This window comes from Streptomyces sp. NPDC096310 (assembly GCF_044763125.1).
Lineage (GTDB): Bacteria > Actinomycetota > Actinomycetes > Streptomycetales > Streptomycetaceae > Streptomyces.
Genome location: NZ_JBIWFO010000011.1, coordinates 113,573 through 130,748 on the forward strand (window position 1 = coordinate 113,573; position 17,176 = coordinate 130,748).

Here is a 17,176-nt window from a genome sequence, read left to right on the forward strand (position 1 = left end):
GCAGCCGAGGCGGCAGCATGACGTAGTACGTGCACATTGATGAAGGAGACTGTCGTGTCGGCGAACAGCTTCGACGCCCGCAGCACGCTGCGCGTGGGCGACGAGTCGTACGAGATCTTCAAGCTGGACAAGGTCGAGGGCTCCGCACGCCTCCCTTACAGCTTGAAGGTGCTGCTGGAGAATCTGCTCCGCACCGAGGACGGCGCGAACATCACCGCCGACCACATCCGCTCCGTCGGCTCCTGGGACTCCCAGGCGCAGCCGAGCCAGGAGATCCAGTTCACGCCGGCCCGCGTGATCATGCAGGACTTCACCGGGGTGCCCTGTGTGGTGGACCTCGCCACCATGCGTGAGGCCGTGAAGGAGCTGGGCGGCGACCCGGCGAAGATCAACCCGCTGGCCCCGGCCGAGCTGGTCATCGACCACTCCGTCATCGCCGACAAGTTCGGCACGCACGAGGCGTTCGCGCAGAACGTCGAGCTGGAGTACGGCCGCAACCGCGAGCGCTACCAGTTCCTGCGCTGGGGTCAGACCGCCTTCGACGAGTTCAAGGTCGTCCCGCCGGGCACCGGCATCGTGCACCAGGTCAACATCGAGCACCTGGCCCGTACGGTCATGGTCCGGGGCGGCCAGGCGTACCCCGACACCCTCGTCGGCACCGACTCGCACACCACCATGGTCAACGGCCTGGGCGTGCTGGGCTGGGGCGTCGGCGGCATCGAGGCCGAGGCCGCGATGCTCGGCCAGCCCGTGTCGATGCTCATCCCGCGCGTCGTCGGCTTCAAGCTGACCGGTGAGCTGCCCGCCGGCACCACCGCCACCGACCTGGTCCTCACGATCACCGAGATGTTGCGCAAGCACGGTGTCGTCGGCAAGTTCGTCGAGTTCTACGGGGAGGGCGTCGCCGCCACCTCGCTCGCCAACCGCGCCACCATCGGCAACATGTCGCCGGAGTTCGGCTCCACCGCCGCGATCTTCCCGATCGACGACGAGACGCTGAAGTACCTGCGCCTTACCGGCCGGGACGAGCAGCAGGTCGCCCTCGTCGAGGCGTACGCGAAGGAGCAGGGCCTCTGGCTCGACCCGGCCGCCGAGCCCGACTTCTCGGAGAAGCTGGAGCTGGACCTCTCCACGGTCGTCCCCTCCATCGCGGGCCCGAAGCGCCCCCAGGACCGCATCGTCCTGGCCGAGGCCAAGGAGAAGTTCGCCGAGGACGTGCGCAACTACGTCTCCGAGGACGAGGAGGCGGGCAAGGAGTCCTTCCCGGCCTCCGACGCCCCGGCCTCCGCCAACGGTGTGCCGAGCCGCCCGACGCTGGTCACGGCCCCCGACGGCTCGACGTACGAGATCGACCACGGCGCCGTCACCGTCGCCGCGATCACCTCCTGCACCAACACGTCGAACCCGTACGTGATGGTGGCCGCCGCGCTCGTCGCGAAGAAGGCGGTCGAGAAGGGCCTGAGCAGCAAGCCGTGGGTCAAGACCACCCTCGCCCCGGGCTCGAAGGTCGTCACCGACTACTTCGACAAGGCGGGCCTGACCCCGTACCTCGACAAGGTCGGCTTCAACCTCGTCGGCTACGGCTGCACCACCTGCATCGGCAACTCGGGCCCGCTGCCCGAGGAGGTCTCCAAGGCGGTCAACGAGCACGACCTGGCGGTCACCTCGGTGCTCTCGGGCAACCGTAACTTCGAGGGCCGGATCAACCCCGACGTCAAGATGAACTACCTGGCGTCCCCGCCGCTGGTCGTCGCCTACGCCCTCGCCGGGTCGATGAAGGTGGACATCACCAAGGACGCCCTCGGCATCGACCAGGACGGCAAGCCGGTCTACCTCCAGGACATCTGGCCCACCGAGGCCGAGGTCAACGACGTGGTGGCCAACGCCATCGGCGAGGACATGTTCAACAAGTCCTACGCCGACGTCTTCGCGGGCGACGCGCAGTGGCAGGCGCTGCCGATCCCCACCGGCAACACCTTCGAGTGGGACCCGCAGTCCACCTACGTCCGCAAGCCCCCGTACTTCGAGGGCATGACGATGGAGACGACGCCGGTCGCGGACATCACCGGCGCGCGTGTGCTGGCCAAGCTGGGCGACTCGGTCACCACCGACCACATCTCCCCGGCCGGCGCGATCAAGGCCGACACCCCGGCCGGTACGTACCTGACGGAGCACGGTGTCGAGCGCCGCGACTTCAACTCGTACGGTTCCCGGCGCGGCAACCACGAGGTCATGATCCGCGGCACGTTCGCCAACATCCGCCTGCGCAACCAGATCGCGCCGGGCACGGAGGGCGGCTACACCCGCGACTTCACCGTGGACGGGGCCCCGGTCTCGTTCATCTACGACGCTTCGCGCAACTACATCGAGCAGTCCATCCCGCTGGTCGTCCTGGCCGGCAAGGAGTACGGCTCGGGCTCGTCCCGCGACTGGGCCGCCAAGGGCACCGCGCTGCTCGGTGTGAAGGCCGTCATCGCCGAGTCGTACGAGCGCATCCACCGCTCGAACCTCATCGGCATGGGCGTGCTCCCGCTCCAGTACCCGGAGGGCGCCTCGGCGCAGTCCCTGGGCCTGACGGGCGAGGAGACCTTCTCCTTCACCGGCGTCACGGGGCTGAACGACGGCACCACCCCGGGCACCGTCAAGGTGACGACGGACACCGGCGTGGAGTTCGACGCGGTGGTCCGTATCGACACCCCGGGTGAGGCGGACTACTACCGCAACGGCGGCATCATGCAGTACGTGCTGCGCAGCCTGATCCGCAAGTAGCCGCCACGCGGCTCGCGCCGACCGGCCGGCCGAGGGCCGTGCCCCGTACGTTCGCGTACGGGGCACGGCCCTCGGCGTATGCGGGGGCGGGCCCGGGAGGTATCGACGAGAAGTATCGATTCATCCGGTGCGTTTCGTCAGTCGGATCATCCGTCCGCCGGGTGTGGGGAGCGGGTGTTCCGTTGACGGGTATCGGTCACGGACGGTCGCCGTATCGTTGATTCCGGTTGTGGGGAGGGTGTAGTGGCGTGAACTTGCCCCCGGTGTATGTTGCTCTCCGTAACCATTCGGATATAGAGTGGATAGCGGTTGTGGGCTCAACCAAACCGAGTGGAGGCAAGGATGCAACGTGCCTGGGAGGCCGATCCGACCGCGTTATTCTTCCGACGGCTGGGAAAGTCGGCGAAGGAATTAGGGAATTCCGACGGAAAAGATCAGTGCCCGGACATCTGGCAGCTCGACAACGGTGATATCGCCGTGATCGGTACGGACCTCACGTCCCACTATGCGCCCCGGCTGCCGGAGGGGGTCGCCCTCGCCGCGGACGAGCGGCTCGTGGTCATTCCCGGGAACATGCTCCGGGCCGCCAAACCGGATATCGCCGATGCTTGACCTCAGCGCCCCCGCTCTGCGCAGCGAGCAGGGTGTGCGCCTCTCCGGGGAAATCTACAAGCGGGAGTTCTGGGAGCGGGACGCGGCGATCCATGACCGGGACTCGTGGAAACTGGAGCGCCGGCAGCACTTCGAGGAGCAGGGCAGCCCGAGCCGTGACGCGCTTTCCCGCGGCGACTGGGCGGAATCGCTGAGGCTCATGGAGGAACGGCGCGAGAATCTTCTCGCCGCCGCCCGTGAGGACGAGCGGCGCAATTCCCTCTTTCACCGGGTACGGGTCGTCGAGCAACCGCTGACGCCGTATCTCCAGTGGGAGCTGCACTCGCTGCGGCAGCAGGCGGAATGCGGAATGCGGGTACGAGTGGTCGGCGCCGGCCTGGTGGCCCCGTCGGAGAGCGACGGTCTCCTGCCGGAGCTGGTCGTCCTCGGCGGCGACGTGCTGTACCAGGTGCTCTACACCGAATCCGGTGTTCCGGACGGCGCGGTCCGTCATACCGACCCCGATGTCGTCGGGGACTGGGAAAGCTACATCAAGTACCTCTACCGGGCGGGCGAGGATGTGATGAGCTACTTCGACCGCGAGGTGGCCCACCTTCCCCCGCCGACACCGAAGGCGGATTAGGCGATCAACGAGTCCAGCAGAAGCGAGGGCTACCCCGGCACGTCGCGGAACGACCTGTCGGGGAATTCCCGCGATGTCGTACAGGCGGGAAGTGTCAGCGGCGGAATTCATTTCCATGCCCGCGACGCACCGGCGGATGACGGCTCCTCGAATCACCCCCCGCGTCAACTTCCCGCCGATGTAAGGCAATTCGTCAACCGCACGGACGAACTGGACCAGTTGAACGCCGTGCTGGCCGACGAGGCAGGCCGACCGCTGGTCATCTCCGTCTGTGTCATCGCGGGCACCGCCGGCGCGGGGAAGACCTCGCTCGCCCTGCGCTGGGCCCACCAGGTCCAGGAGCGCTTCCCAGACGGGCAGCTTTACGTCAATCTCCGCGGTTACGACCCGGGGGAGCCGGTCACCGCCCAGGAGGCGCTGCACCGCTTCCTGCCCGCGCTCGGGGTACCCCCCTCCTCGGTGCCGCAGGATCCCGACGCCGCCGCGGCGCTCTACCGCTCCCGCCTCGCCGACCGGCGGATACTGATCATCCTCGACAACGCGGCCACGGTCGCCCAGGTCCGCCCGCTGCTCCCCGGCAGCAAGGACTGCCTCGTGGTGGTGACCAGCCGCAGCAGGCTCTCCGGGCTCGCCGTCCGGGACGGGGCCCGCCGGCTGACGCTGGGCACCCTGCCCCAGCCGGAGGCCGTCGCCCTGCTCCGCGCGGTCACCGCCGGGTACCGGCCCGAGGACGACGCGGACAAGCTCACCGAGCTGGCCGAACTCTGTGCCCGGCTGCCGCTGGCCCTGCGGATCGCCGCCGAACGCGCCGCGAGCCACCCGCACATGCGGCTCGACGACCTGATCGCCGACCTGCGGGACGAGAGCGCCCTGTGGGACGCCCTCAGCACCGGCGACGACGAGGAGGCCGAAGCGGTCCGTACGGTCTTCGCCTGGTCCTACCGGGCCCTGCCCGACCAGGCCGCCCGGCTGTTCCGGCTGCTCGGTCTCCACCCCGGACCAGAGTTCGGCCTGCACGCCGCCGCCGCGCTCAGCGCGCTGCCCCCCGGCCGTGGCCGGCAACTGCTGGACTCCCTCGTCGGCGCCCATCTGCTGGAGCAGACCGGCCCCGACCGCTACCAGTTCCACGACCTCCTGCGCGCCTACGCCACCGACCAGGCGACGCAGGAGGAGCCGGCCGCGGAGCGGGACGCCGCGCTCCACCGCGTGCTGGACTGGTATCTGCACACCGCCGACGCGGCCCAGAGCTGGATCAGCCCCGCCGAACCCCATCTGGACCTCGCCCCGCCCGCCGACGTCGTGCGCCCGGGGGCCTTCACGGAGTACGACGCCGCCGTGGACTGGGCCGAGCGCGAACACACCAACCTGCTCCAGGCCGTACGCACCGCCGCCTCCACCGGACATGACGAACGCGCCTGGAAGCTCGCCGCCGTACTGGCGAACGCCCGCTACCCCTCCGCCCCGCCGGCGGACTGGCCGGCCGTCGGACGGATCGGCCTGGCGGCCGCGCGACGGCTCGGCGAGCGCGCCGGAGAGGCACTGCTCCTCACGGAGCTGGGCATGGGCTACGCCCGTATCAACCACCTCACCCGGAGCCACGAGAGCCACCAGGACGCCCTGCTGATCCGGCGCGAACTGGGGGACCGGCTCGGTGAGGCGCATTCGCTCAACCTGATCGGCCTGTTCCACCTCCGGGGCCGGCAACTCGCGCAGGCGGCGGACCACTTCGAAGAGGCCATCGCCGTCTTCCGCGAGCTGGGCTCCGACCACTGGGCGGCCACCGCGCTCTCCAACCTCGCCAGCACCCACTACGAGGCAGGACGGCTGCCGGAGGCCGCCACCGTCACCCGGCAGGCGCTGGAGGCCCACCGCTCCCTGGAGAACCAGCGGGGCGAGGGCAACATCCTGCGCCTGCTCAGCCGGATCGCCTGCGAGCAGGGCGAGACGGAACAGGCCCTCGCCTCGGCCCGGGCCGCGCTCGACATCGCGCTCGCGCTGCGCGACCACCGGCTGGAGGGCTACTGGCTCCTGCCCCTGGGCGACGCCCAGCGCGTGAGCGGCGCGCTCGCCGACGCCCTGGAGTCGTACCAGCGCTCCGCGACGCTCCACCGCCGCCTCGGCAACCGCAGCCGCGAGGCCCAGGCGTGGCACGGCGCGGCCCTCACCTACCGCGGGCTCGACCGGGACGAGGAGGCCGCGCACTTCCACCGGCTGGCGGCCACGGCCCACCGGGAGCTGGGCGACGCCTGGGACGAGGCGCAGGCCCTGGACGGGCTCGCGGCCACCCTCCGCGCCACCGCTCCCGCGGACGCCGTACCGCACTGGACGCGCGCGCTGGAACTCCTCGACGGATACGACGACGACCCCCGGGCCACGGCCCTGCGCGAGCGCGTCGGGCGCGATCTGGCGGCGGCCCTGCCCGGGTGACCCGTACGACAGGAGGGGCGGGTCACCGGCAGTTCTCCGGTGACCCGCCCCCGCCGCGTCGCCGGGGCGTCAGCGCAGCAGCTCCACCTCCGCCAGGGTCGCCGGAGCGTCGCTCACCAGGCGGTACTTCGCGTACGAGCCCGGCTTCGCCACCGTGAAGACACGGGTCTGCCGGTCCCAGGCGAAGGACTGCTTCGACCGGGTGTCCAGGGTCCGCCACGTCGTACCGTCCGTGGAGCCCTGCAACGTCCACCCGGTCGGGGCGCTGTCGGCCGTGGCCGACGTCAGCGTGTACTGGACCGCCTTCGTCGCCGACGCGACCGGCAGCTCCACCGACTCGACCGGCGCCTGGGTGCGCGAGGTGTTGTCGACGAGCGGACCCGTCCCTGTCAGGGCGTCGGTGCGCGGCGAGGGCACCTTGTCGTCCCGCGTGATCGAGACCGGCGCCGCGTCGCGGCCCTCGCCGCCCGCGCCCTTGCCCGAGCCCCAGGACGACGGCTCGGGGCCCATCGCGAACTCCACCGTGCCGCCCCGCGCCAGCACCTCGTGCGGCAGCGCCGTCGAGTTCCAGCTCTTCCCGTTGACCTTCAGGCCCTGCACGTAGATGTTCTTCGCGCTGTTCTTCGGCGCCTTGACGACCAGCGTGCGCCCGTTGTCCATCCGGACCGTCGCCTTCGTGAAGAGCGGCGAGCCCACCGCGTACTCCCCGCTGCCCATCACCAGCGGATAGAAGCCGAGCGCCGAGAAGAGGTACCACCCCGACTGCTCGCCGTTGTCCTCGTCACCGTGGTAGCCCTGGCCGATCTCGCTGCCGGTGTAGAGCCGGCCCAGCACCTCACGGACCTTCTCCTGCGTCTTCCACGGCTGTGCCGCCGCGTCGTACATGTACGTGACGTGGTGCGCGACCTGGTTGGAGTGGCCGTACATGCCCATCCGTACGTCGCGCGCCTCCGTCATCTCGTGGATGACCCCGCCGTACGACCCGACGAACTCCTGCCCGGCCGTCTCCGGCGTCGCGAAGTACGTGTCCAGCTTCTGGGCGAGGCCCGCGCGCCCGCCGTAGAGATTGGCCAGCCCCCGGGAGTCCTGCACGGCCGTGAACGCGTAACCCCACGCGTTCGTCTCCGTGTAGTCGTAGCCCCAGACCCTCGGGTCGAACTTCCCCGACGGGACCCGCCAGTCACCCTTCAGGTTCCGGCCCTGGAAGAAGCCCGCGTCCTTGTCGAAGAGCGAGACGTAGTTCCGGGCGCGGTTGAGGAAGTACGAGGACTCCTCCGTGTACCGGGCCTTCCCGGTCTTCTTGTACAGCGCCTCGCCCATCTTCGCGATGCCGTAGTCGTTGAGGTAGCCCTCCAGCGACCAGGACAGCCCCTCGTGGGTCTCGGTCGAGGCGTAGCCGAGGAACGGCGAGGTCTCCGTGCCCTTGCGGCCCACGCCCGCGCTCGGCGGCGCCACCGTCGCGTTCTTCAGGGCCGCCTCGTACGCCGCCTCCGCGTCGAAGCCGACGCCCTTGACGTACGCGTCCGCGAAGGCCACGTCCGAACTGGTGCCCGTCATCAGATCGGCGTAGCCGGGGGAGGACCACCGGGAGATCCAGCCGCCGTCCTTGTACTGCTGGACGAAGCCGTCGACGAGCGACCCCGCCTTCTTCGGGGTGAGGAAGGAGTACGCGGGCCAGGTCGTCCGGTAGGTGTCCCAGAACCCGTTGTTGACGTACACCTCACCGTCGACGATCTTCGCGCCCGTCCGGGTCGGGGTGTCCGTCCCCGTCTTCGGCGAGAAGGGGCTCGCGTAACTCTGCTTCGGCCGCGCGAGCGAACCGGTGTTCTCGAAACCGGAGTTGGGGTAGAGGTAGAGCCGGTACAGGCTGGAGTAGAGCGTGGTGAGCTGGTCGTGGTCCGCGCCCTCCACCCGCACCCGGCCCAGGATGTCGTCCCAGGCGCGCTGCGCCCGGTCCTCGACCCGCTCGAAGCGGGTGCCCGCCGGTATCTCGTCGGCGAGGTTCTTCCTCGCCTGGTCCACGCTGATCAGCGAGGTCGCCAGGCGCAGGGTGACCGTACGGTCGGAGCCCGCGTCGAAGCGCAGATAGCCGGTGACATCCGCGCCCCCGCCGCCGGGCAGCTTGCCGCTCGCGGTGACCGGCGCGTCGAAGACGCCGTACACGAAGAGACGGGTGGCGCCGGTCGACAGTCCGCTCCGTACGTCGGAGTAGGCGGTGAAGGAGCGGGTCTCCGGATCGAGGGTGAGCCCGCCCGCGTTGGAGATGTTGTCGAGGATCATGCTCGCGTTGTCACCCGGATAGGTGGTGCGCACCATCGCCGCGTGGTCGGTCGGGACCATCTCGGTCTTCAGGCCGTTCTCGAACGTCACCCCGTAGCGGTGCGGCTTCGCGGTCTCGTTCTCGTGCCGGAAGGGCAGCGCGCGCGCCGTGCGGGAGGCGTTCGGGGTGCCCTCGGCCACCGACGGCATGAGCTGGAAGGTCTGCCGGTCGCCCATCCACGGGCTCGGCTCATGGCTCGCGGCGAGCGCCTGGAGGGTGGGGAGGTTGTCGGCGTTGTTTCCGCGGCTGTACTCGTAGAGCCAGCTCGTCGAACCGGCGTTGGTCACCGGCGTCCAGAAGTTGAACCCGTTCGGCACGGCCGTCGCGGGGAAGGTGTTGCCCCGCGAGAACGAGCCGCTGGAGTTGGTGCCGCGTGTGGTCGACGCGTAGTCGGAGAGACGGGCGAGCGGCTTCTCGGCCGCCTTGGGCGCCAGGGTGATGTCGTCGATCCACCCCTCGAACTCCCCAGGGCCGGTACGGGAGTCGTACGCGACCAGGATCCGGTCGACCGTCCTGCCCTGGGCGACCTGGCCGATCCGGGCGTCCACCTGGTTCCACTGGTTGACGTAGAGCCGCTTGGCGTCGCCCTGGCCCTGCGGGGTCAGCGCCCCGCCGTGGGAGTCGCGCGCGTTCAGATCGCTCAGATAGGTGCCGTCGGTGAAGGCGAGGTCCACGGACACATGCGTGGCCGGGTAGTTGAGGTCCGTTCCCGTCATCGAGGGATAGATCCGGTACGAGAGCGCCGTGTCCCGCCGTACGGCCACATCGACGTCGAAGATCTTGTTGTACGAGTAGGCGCGTCCCTCGGCCCGGTGGGTGCCCGCGTACTTCAGCGCCCGCTTCCCGGTGAAGCCCGCACCGGACTTGGCGGTGGGGGAGCCGACGGGCCCGCGGTCGACCTGGGTGCGCATGTCCTCGGGCGCGGGGGTGCTCGTACCGCCGTCGGAGAACTGGACATCGGCCAACTGGGTGGCGTCGGAGGCGCCGTTGTTCTTCGTGATGTCCAGCCGGTAGTGGCGGTACGCGCCGGCCGCCGCCGCGTCCACGGTGTAACTGACCGTCCGGAAGCGCTCGGGGAAGGTCTGGCCCTCGCGGGTGTCGAGGTCCTTCCACTCCTTGCCGTCGGTGGAGCCCTGGAGCGTGAAGTCCCGGGGGTCGCGTTCCGGGTGGTCGTTGGCCGAGGTCAGGGCGTATGTGACCACCTTGACCGGCTCGTCCAGGTCGAACTCGACCCAGGCGGTGGGCGTGAACGCCAGCCACTTGGTGGCGGAGCGCACGTCGACCAGGTTCTCCTTGGTCTCACCGCCGCCGGTGTTCTCCCCGCTGGCGCGCAGGTCCACCACCCGGTCGGTGACATTGCCCGGAATTCCGCCGGTGAGGCCCCCGTCGACACCCGACGACCGCTTCTCGCCATCAGGCCCCACGTCGACGGTGTTGCGCCAGTCCGGAGGGGATTCCTCCTGTTCGAACGAGGATGTGAATTCCCTTTCCGCCGACGTCGGACGCGGTGCGGCGGTCTGTACGGCGGCGGCGGACTGGGCTGTCACGACGAGCAGTGAGGCAGCCGCCACCAGGGCGGCCGAATGCCATGGTCCGGGACGGAGTCCGGGTCTGAGCTGCATACCGAGCTGCATACCGAGCTTTCCTCCTGCGTACCGAGCTGGACAACGTTGTCAAACCAGAGGCGCAGGGTCCAGTAGGGGGCAAGTGCACAGTGGTGTCAAGGGCGTTGAAGGGACGGCGTGTCCGGAAGTGGACATGAGCGAAGGACCGGTGCGGTCGAATGCGGCGGTCGACCGGTGCGGATATCCGGGAGGTCTCAACTAGGGAAAGACTGCTGGGCAAACTCCCTTTTGATCTTGCTCAGTTGACAGGAAATGGACTATACCTGTCGGCGTCCGCCCCTGATGGCCGAACATGATCGAGTACGACATTCCTGCACGACCCAGCTTCATTCGACCGCGGTGGCGGAGCCCTTCTCCTCAGGTGAGAAGGACGGGCGACCGGTACACCGCCTGAGTCCTGGAGAAGGCGAGGACTTGAGCATGGGATCCACCACCTCCGCTCGGAACGACAATGCGGGCCTCGGCCGTCGTGATGTGATCAAGCGGTCTGCCGCGATCGGTCTGATCACCGTCCCGACGATGAGCTTCCTCGCCTCCTGCGCGAGCAGCGACAGCGGAAGCGACAAGAAGGTCGAGAAGGGCAAGACGTCCGAGAAGAACCCGCTCGGGGTCAACGAGGGTGCGCCGCTCGACTTCGTCCTGTTCAACGGCGGATTCGGTACGGAGTACGCCAAGGACGCCGTCCAGCAGTACCGGACAACCTTCCCCAAGGCGGAGGTGAAGTTCGGCGCCACCGAGAAGATCCAGTCCGAGCTGTCGCCGCGCTTCAACGGCGGCACCCCGCCCGACCTGATCGACAACTCCGGTGCCGAGCAGATGGACATGGGCGTCCTCGCCGGCAAGAAGCAGCTCACCGATCTGACAGCGCTGATGGACGCCCCGTCGTACGACGACCCGGCCAAGAAGGTCCGCGACACGCTGCGGCCCGGCGTCCTGGAGATGGGCCAGCTCGACGGCGACCCCGTGTGGATCATGTACTACGCGTACACGGTGTACGGCGTGTGGTACTCGCAGACCGCCCTCGACCGGCTGGACGCCGAGTACCCCGAGGACTGGGACGCGATGCTCGCCCTCTGCGAGAAGGCCAAGAAGAAGGGCATCGCCGGGTGGACGTACGCCGGCAAGTACCCGTACTACCTCCCCTTCTCGCTCTCCCCGTTCATCGGAAAGATCGGCGGCCGTGAAGTCCTGGACGCCATCGACAACCTGGAGCCGAACGCCTGGAAGCACCCGGCCGTGAAGTCCGCGTTCGAGGCGTACTTCGAGCTGTTCAAGAAGGGCTACATCCTCCAGGGCACGCCCGGTCTCGACCACATCCAGTCGCAGACGGCGTGGACCGAGGGCAGGGCGCTCTTCATCCCCAACGGCTCCTGGGTGGAGAACGAGGCGGCGAAGACCACGCCGAAGGACTTCCAGATGAAGGTGGCCGCGCCGTCCAGTCTGGACAGCTCGGACAAGCTGCCGTTCGGCACGCTCTGGGCCTCCGGCGGTGAGCCCTTCATCGTGCCCGCGAAGGCCAAGAACCCCGACGGCGGCATGGAGCAGCTCCGCATCATGCTGAGCGAGGCGTCGTCGAAGAACTTCACCTCCAAGGTGAAGTCCCTGAGTGCCTTCAACGGCGGTACCGACGGCCTCACCCTCTCCACCGCGCTCCAGTCCGGGGTCGACGCGCTCGCCAAAGCGGGTGACAACGTGCTCAACCCACGGATGCAGGACTGGTACGTGGAGCTCCAGAAGCAGAAGATCGGGGTGGGCGTGCTCGGCGAGATGATGGCCGGGCGCATGACGCCGGCCGAGGCGGTCAAGAAGTGCCAGGAGTTCGCGGACGCCGCGGCCAAGGACACCTCCATCAAGCACTACAAGCACCAGTAGCACGGAGCAGCAGCGATTACGTCCGGAGGCCCCGGTACCAGGGGCCTCCGGGTCACGGCCCGTCGTACGGGCTCCCAGAGCGGCACGGCGCCACCCGCCGGAGATTCGGGGTCGGGAGACATGCAGCACGGCAAGTACCGTTTCATCGTGGGGTTTCTGGTATTCCCCCTCGCGCTGTACGCGCTTTTCGTCATTTGGCCATTCGTCCAGTCCATCTACTACTCGTTCACAGACTGGACCGGTCTGAGCCCCGACTTCTCGATGGTCGGCTTCGACAACTACAGCCGGATGCTCGACGACAGCACCTTCTGGAGCTCGCTCCGGCACAGCCTGCTCTTCGCGCTGCTGCTGCCCGTGGTCGTGCTCGGCCTCGCGCTGTTCTTCGCGTTCATGCTGAACGTCGGCGGGCGGAATGTGAAGGGAGCGGCGGTCTCGGGCGTGCGCGGTTCGTCCTTCTACAAGATCGTGTACTTCTTCCCGCAGGTGCTCTCGATCGCGATCGTGGCGCTGCTCTTCCAGTTCGCGTACAACCCGAACAGCGGCGCCATCAACTCCGCGTTCGCCGCGGTCGGCCTGGACAGCGTCAAGCCCGACTGGCTCGGCGATCCCAACCTCGCGCTGTGGTGCGTGATGGCCGTCCTCGTCTGGAGTACGACCGGGTTCTTCGTGGTCCTGTTCTCCGCGGGCATGGCCTCCATCCCGAAGGACTTCTACGAGGCGGCCCTGCTGGACGGCGCCAGCCGCGTCACGACCTTCTTCCGCATCACCCTGCCGCTGCTCTGGGACACCGTGCAGTCCGGCTGGGTCTACATGGGGATCCTCGCGCTCGGCGCGGAGTCCTTCGCGGTCGTTCAGATCATGACCGTGGGTCCCGGCGGCCCCGCCGATTCCACCAATGTCCTGACCCTGCTCGTCTACCAGAAGGCGTTCCGTGACGGTCAGGCGGGCTATGCGACCACGATCGGTGTCGCCCTGCTCATCGTCACGCTGGCCTTCGCCGCCCTCGTGATGCGGCTGGGCCGACGTGAGCGGCTGGAGTACTGATGAAGACCACCGACACCTCTCCGCCGGCCGATCTGCCCCCCGCGGCGGACCCCGCGGCCAAGGCCACCGTGACCAAGACCGACGCGCCCCCCGAGAAGGCGAGCGCGACCGGCGGCGTCCTCAACGTCTTCTCCCACGGTGTCCTCGTCATCTGGGCGTTCCTGGTCGCCATGCCGCTGCTCTGGGCGGTCATGACGTCCTTCAAGGACGACCGGTCCATCTTCACCAGCCCCTGGGCGCTCCCGGACCGGCTGCACTTCGAGAACTGGTCGCGCGCCTGGACGCAGGCGCACATGAGCGACTACTTCCTCAACACCATCCTGGTGGTGGCCGGTTCGCTGGTCGGCACGCTGCTCCTCGGCTCGATGGCCGCGTACGTCCTGGCGCGCTTCGAGTTCCCGGGGAACCGCTTCATCTACTACCTGTTCGTCGGCGGGATGAGCTTCCCGATCATCCTGGCGCTGGTCCCGTTGTTCTACGTCATGAACAATCTGGGCCTGCTCAACTCCATCCACGGCCTGATCCTGGTCTACATCGCCTACTCGCTGCCGTTCACGGTCTTCTTCCTGACCTCGTTCTTCAGAACGCTGCCCAGCTCGGTCGCGGAGGCCGCGCTCATCGACGGCGCCTCGCACACCCGGACGTTCTTCCAGGTGATGCTGCCGATGGCCAAGCCCGGGCTGATCAGCGTCGGCATCTTCAACTTCCTCGGGCAGTGGAACCAGTACCTGCTGCCCACGGTGCTCAACACCGACCCGGACCGCAAGGTCCTCTCCCAGGGGCTGGTGCAGCTCGCGGTGAGCCAGGGGTACAAGGGCGACTGGTCGGGGCTCTTCGCCGGGCTGGTGATGGCGATGCTGCCGGTCCTCGCCGCGTACATCATCTTCCAGCGGCAGGTCGTCGCCGGACTGACGGCGGGAGCGCTCAAGTAGCACGGCGCCCCGTACGGGGCCACCCTGCCCGTACGGGCACCGAAGGTACGGTCCAACCGCCCGTCCAGGCTCTCCGACGGGCGGTTCGGCGCGTTCACCTTGCTCAAGGTCTTGACGGGGGCGGGCCCGAAAGCTGAGCTTAGGGTTCACAAGTTGGAGATACGTCGGGGTCTCATGGGCGCGACCCCGGCCGGCGGCGGTCGTCGTGCCGTCCGCCCAGGGCAGGAGTGGATGAGTCGTGCAGACTCCAGGGTCGCAGTCGTCTCTGCACCGGGCCAACCTCGAACGGGTCGTACGCGCGGTGCGCATGGCCGGTTCGCTCACCCAGGCGGAGATCGCACGGAGCACGGGACTGTCGGCGGCCACGGTCTCCAACATCGTCCGTGAGCTGAAGGACGGCGGAACGGTCCAGGTCACCCCCACCTCGGCCGGGGGTCGCCGGGCCCGCAGCGTCTCCCTGAGCGGGGACGCGGGGGTCGTCGTCGGGGTGGACTTCGGCCATACGCATCTGCGGGTGGCGGTCGGCAACCTCGCCCACCAGGTGCTCGCCGAGGAGTCGGAACCCCTCGACGTGGACGCTTCCTCCGCGCACGGCTTCGGCCGCGCCGAGGAGCTGGTCGAGCGGCTGATCGTGGCCACCGGTGTCAGCCGTCAGAAGGTGATCGGGGTGGGGCTCGGCGTTCCGGGCCCCATCGACGTCGAATCGGGCACGCTGGGCTCCACCTCGATCCTGCCGGGCTGGAGCGGCATCAACCCCGGCGACGAGCTGGCCGGGCGCCTGGGCGTACCGGTGTACGTCGACAACGACGCCAATCTCGGCGCCCTCGGCGAGCTGGTCTGGGGGAGCGGGCGCGGGGTCAGCGACCTCGCGTACATCAAGGTCGGCAGCGGTGTCGGCGCGGGCCTGGTCATCGAGGGCCAGATCTACCGCGGCCCCGGCGGCACGGCGGGCGAGATCGGGCACATCACGCTGGACGAGTCGGGCCCCGTCTGCCGCTGCGGCAACCGGGGCTGCCTGGAGACCTTCGCGGCGACCCGCTACGTACTGCCCCTGCTCCGGTCCAGCCACGGCGTCGACCTGACCATGGAGCGCGTCGTCCAGCTCGCCCGCGAGGGCGACCCCGGCTGCCGCCGGGTGATCGCGGACGTCGGCCGCCATGTCGGCAGCGGCGTCGCCAACCTCTGCAACCTCCTCAACCCCAGCCGTGTGGTGCTCGGCGGGGACCTGGCAGAGGCGGGCGAACTGGTGCTCGCGCCGATACGGGAGTCCGTCTCGCGGTACGCCATCCCGAGCGCCGCACGGCAGCTCTCGGTGCTCCCCGGAGCGCTGGGCGGCCGGGCCGAGGTGCTGGGGGCGCTGGCGCTCGTACTGAGCGAGATGGGCGATTCGACCCTGCTGGAGAGCGCTCTTCCGGCCGCCACGCCCGCAGCCTCATCCGTCTCGGCTCCTGCCTTCACTTAGATAACGGATGGCACCGTTGTCATCTCGTTAAGGATTTACTCCTTGACGCCGACATCGGACGAGAGTTGACTTCCAGCCACCTCGGCCGCAACGACGCGGCCTCGTCAGGGAGGTTTTTGAAGTGAACGCAAAGATGCGTCGCGCCGCCGTGGCCACCGTCGCGACCGCGATGGCCGTCTCCCTCGCCGCCTGCGGCAGCGCGAAGGAGTCCGGAGACAAGGCCGAAGCGTCCACGGCGGAGAAGAAGGGCCCGATCACCGTCGGGCTGCTCCTGCCGGAGAATCAGACGGCCCGGTACGAGAAGTTCGACAAGCCGCTGATCGAGAAGAAGGTCAGCGAGCTGACCGACGGCACCGGCAAGGTCGTCTACGCCAACGCCAAGCAGGACGCCACGACGCAGAGCCAGCAGGTCGACACCATGATCACCAACAAGGTGAGCGTGCTGGTCGTCGACGCCGTCGACTCGAAGGCCATCGCCAGCGGGGTCAAGAGGGCCAAGGAGGCCGGCATACCGGTCGTGGCCTACGACCGGCTCGCCGAGGGCCCGATCGACGCGTACACCTCCTTCGACAACGAAGAGGTCGGCAGGGTCCAGGGCAAGGCGCTCCTGGACGAGCTGGGGGACAAGGCGAAGTCGGGCGACATCGTCATGATGAACGGCGCCAGCACCGACCCGAACGCCGCCCTGTTCAAGAAGGGCGCGCTCTCCGTCCTCGACGGCAAGGTGAACATCGGCAAGTCGTACGACACCAAGGAGTGGAAGCCGGAGAACGCCAACGCCAACATGGAAGGCGCCATCTCCGCGCTGGGCAAGGACAAGATCATCGGTGTCTACTCCGCCAACGACAGCATGGCGGGCGGCATCATCACGGCCCTCAAGAGCGGCGGTTTCAGCAAGCTCCCGCCGGTCACCGGGCAGGACGCCGAACTCGCGGGTGTGCAGCGCATCGTCTCCGGTGAGCAGTTCATGAGCGTCTACAAGTCCTACCCGCAGGAAGCCGCGATCGCGGCCGAGATGGCCGTCGCGCTCGCCAAGGGCGAGAAGCTCGACTCCATCGCCAAGACCACCGTGGACAGCCCCACCACCAAGGGCGTCCCGACGGTGCTCGTCCCGGTCGTCTCGCTGACCAAGGACAACATCAACGACACCGTGATCAAGGAAGGCATCTACACGGCCGCCGAGATCTGCACCACCAAGTACAAGGCCGGCTGCGACGCGATCGGCGTCAAGTAGGCCGACCGGCGCCGAGCGGGCCGGCCGGACCTGAGTCCGGCCGGTTCGACGGCCGGCCGGACCGAGCGCCGGCCGGCCTGAGAAGGCCCGGTCCGTACACCTGTCCGGTGTCCCGCCCGTCCACGCCCCGCAGCAAGGGCGGGACGCCGGACGGACCCGCGACGGCCGTCGTCCCCGGCCGCCGTCGCGGGTCGTTCCACCCGCCGCGCTCCGCGCCCGTACGCTCCGCGCGGCCGGCTCCCCCCGTTCTCTGTGCT

General features: G+C 68.8%; 10 protein-coding genes. 9 read left to right on the top strand and 1 reads right to left on the bottom strand.

Going from position 1 to position 17,176, the window contains the following annotated elements; all coding sequences use genetic code 11:
- Window positions 1-54 precede the first annotated feature (54 nt).
- The 4 genes from acnA (at window position 55) to ACIQ7D_RS21720 (ending at window position 6,430) form a co-directional block, all read left to right on the top strand.
- A complete protein-coding gene (gene acnA, locus ACIQ7D_RS21705; RefSeq protein ID WP_403939895.1) occupies window positions 55-2,769 on the top strand; it encodes an aconitate hydratase AcnA in 2,715 nt (904 codons plus the stop codon).
- A gap of 342 nt (window positions 2,770-3,111) precedes the next feature.
- Entirely contained in the window at window positions 3,112-3,381 is a 270-nt protein-coding gene (locus ACIQ7D_RS21710) for a hypothetical protein (RefSeq protein WP_403939897.1), read from the top strand.
- Window positions 3,374-4,003 (top strand): DUF6879 family protein, encoded by a 630-nt coding sequence (locus ACIQ7D_RS21715; RefSeq protein WP_403939899.1) that lies wholly within the window; start codon window positions 3,374-3,376, stop codon window positions 4,001-4,003. The genes ACIQ7D_RS21710 and ACIQ7D_RS21715 overlap by 8 nt, the downstream gene beginning before the upstream one ends.
- A 105-nt stretch (window positions 4,004-4,108) precedes the next feature.
- Complete coding sequence (locus tag ACIQ7D_RS21720) at window positions 4,109-6,430, top strand: ATP-binding protein (protein WP_403940028.1); 2,322 nt, start codon at window positions 4,109-4,111, stop codon at window positions 6,428-6,430.
- A gap of 69 nt (window positions 6,431-6,499) precedes the next feature.
- On the opposite strand, the gene ACIQ7D_RS21725 is transcribed toward ACIQ7D_RS21720, so the two are convergent.
- Window positions 6,500-10,372 (bottom strand): GH92 family glycosyl hydrolase, encoded by a 3,873-nt coding sequence (locus tag ACIQ7D_RS21725; RefSeq protein WP_403940030.1) that lies wholly within the window; start codon window positions 10,370-10,372, stop codon window positions 6,500-6,502.
- Window positions 10,373-10,795: 423 nt separating this feature from the next.
- Between ACIQ7D_RS21725 and ngcE the strand changes: the two genes are divergently transcribed.
- The 5 genes from ngcE (at window position 10,796) to ACIQ7D_RS21750 (ending at window position 16,919) form a co-directional block, all read left to right on the top strand.
- The gene (gene ngcE / locus ACIQ7D_RS21730; RefSeq protein ID WP_403939901.1) at window positions 10,796-12,247 is read left to right on the top strand and encodes an N-acetylglucosamine/diacetylchitobiose ABC transporter substrate-binding protein; all 1,452 of its coding nucleotides are present in this window, start codon (window positions 10,796-10,798) and stop codon (window positions 12,245-12,247) included.
- Window positions 12,248-12,367: 120 nt separating this feature from the next.
- Window positions 12,368-13,291, top strand: coding sequence for a carbohydrate ABC transporter permease (locus tag ACIQ7D_RS21735; RefSeq protein WP_403939903.1), 924 nt, complete (start codon window positions 12,368-12,370; stop codon window positions 13,289-13,291).
- Window positions 13,291-14,223 carry a carbohydrate ABC transporter permease gene (locus ACIQ7D_RS21740; protein ID WP_403939905.1) on the top strand — a complete coding sequence of 311 codons (933 nt, stop codon included), beginning with the start codon at window positions 13,291-13,293 and terminating at the stop codon, window positions 14,221-14,223. Before ACIQ7D_RS21735 ends, ACIQ7D_RS21740 begins: the two co-directional genes overlap by 1 nt.
- Before the next feature lie 238 nt (window positions 14,224-14,461).
- Window positions 14,462-15,685, top strand: coding sequence for an ROK family protein (locus tag ACIQ7D_RS21745; protein WP_403939907.1), 1,224 nt, complete (start codon window positions 14,462-14,464; stop codon window positions 15,683-15,685).
- A gap of 133 nt (window positions 15,686-15,818) precedes the next feature.
- Window positions 15,819-16,919: a substrate-binding domain-containing protein gene (locus tag ACIQ7D_RS21750; RefSeq protein ID WP_403940032.1), complete on the top strand. Its 1,101-nt coding sequence runs from the start codon at window positions 15,819-15,821 to the stop codon at window positions 16,917-16,919.
- Window positions 16,920-17,176 lie beyond the last annotated feature (257 nt).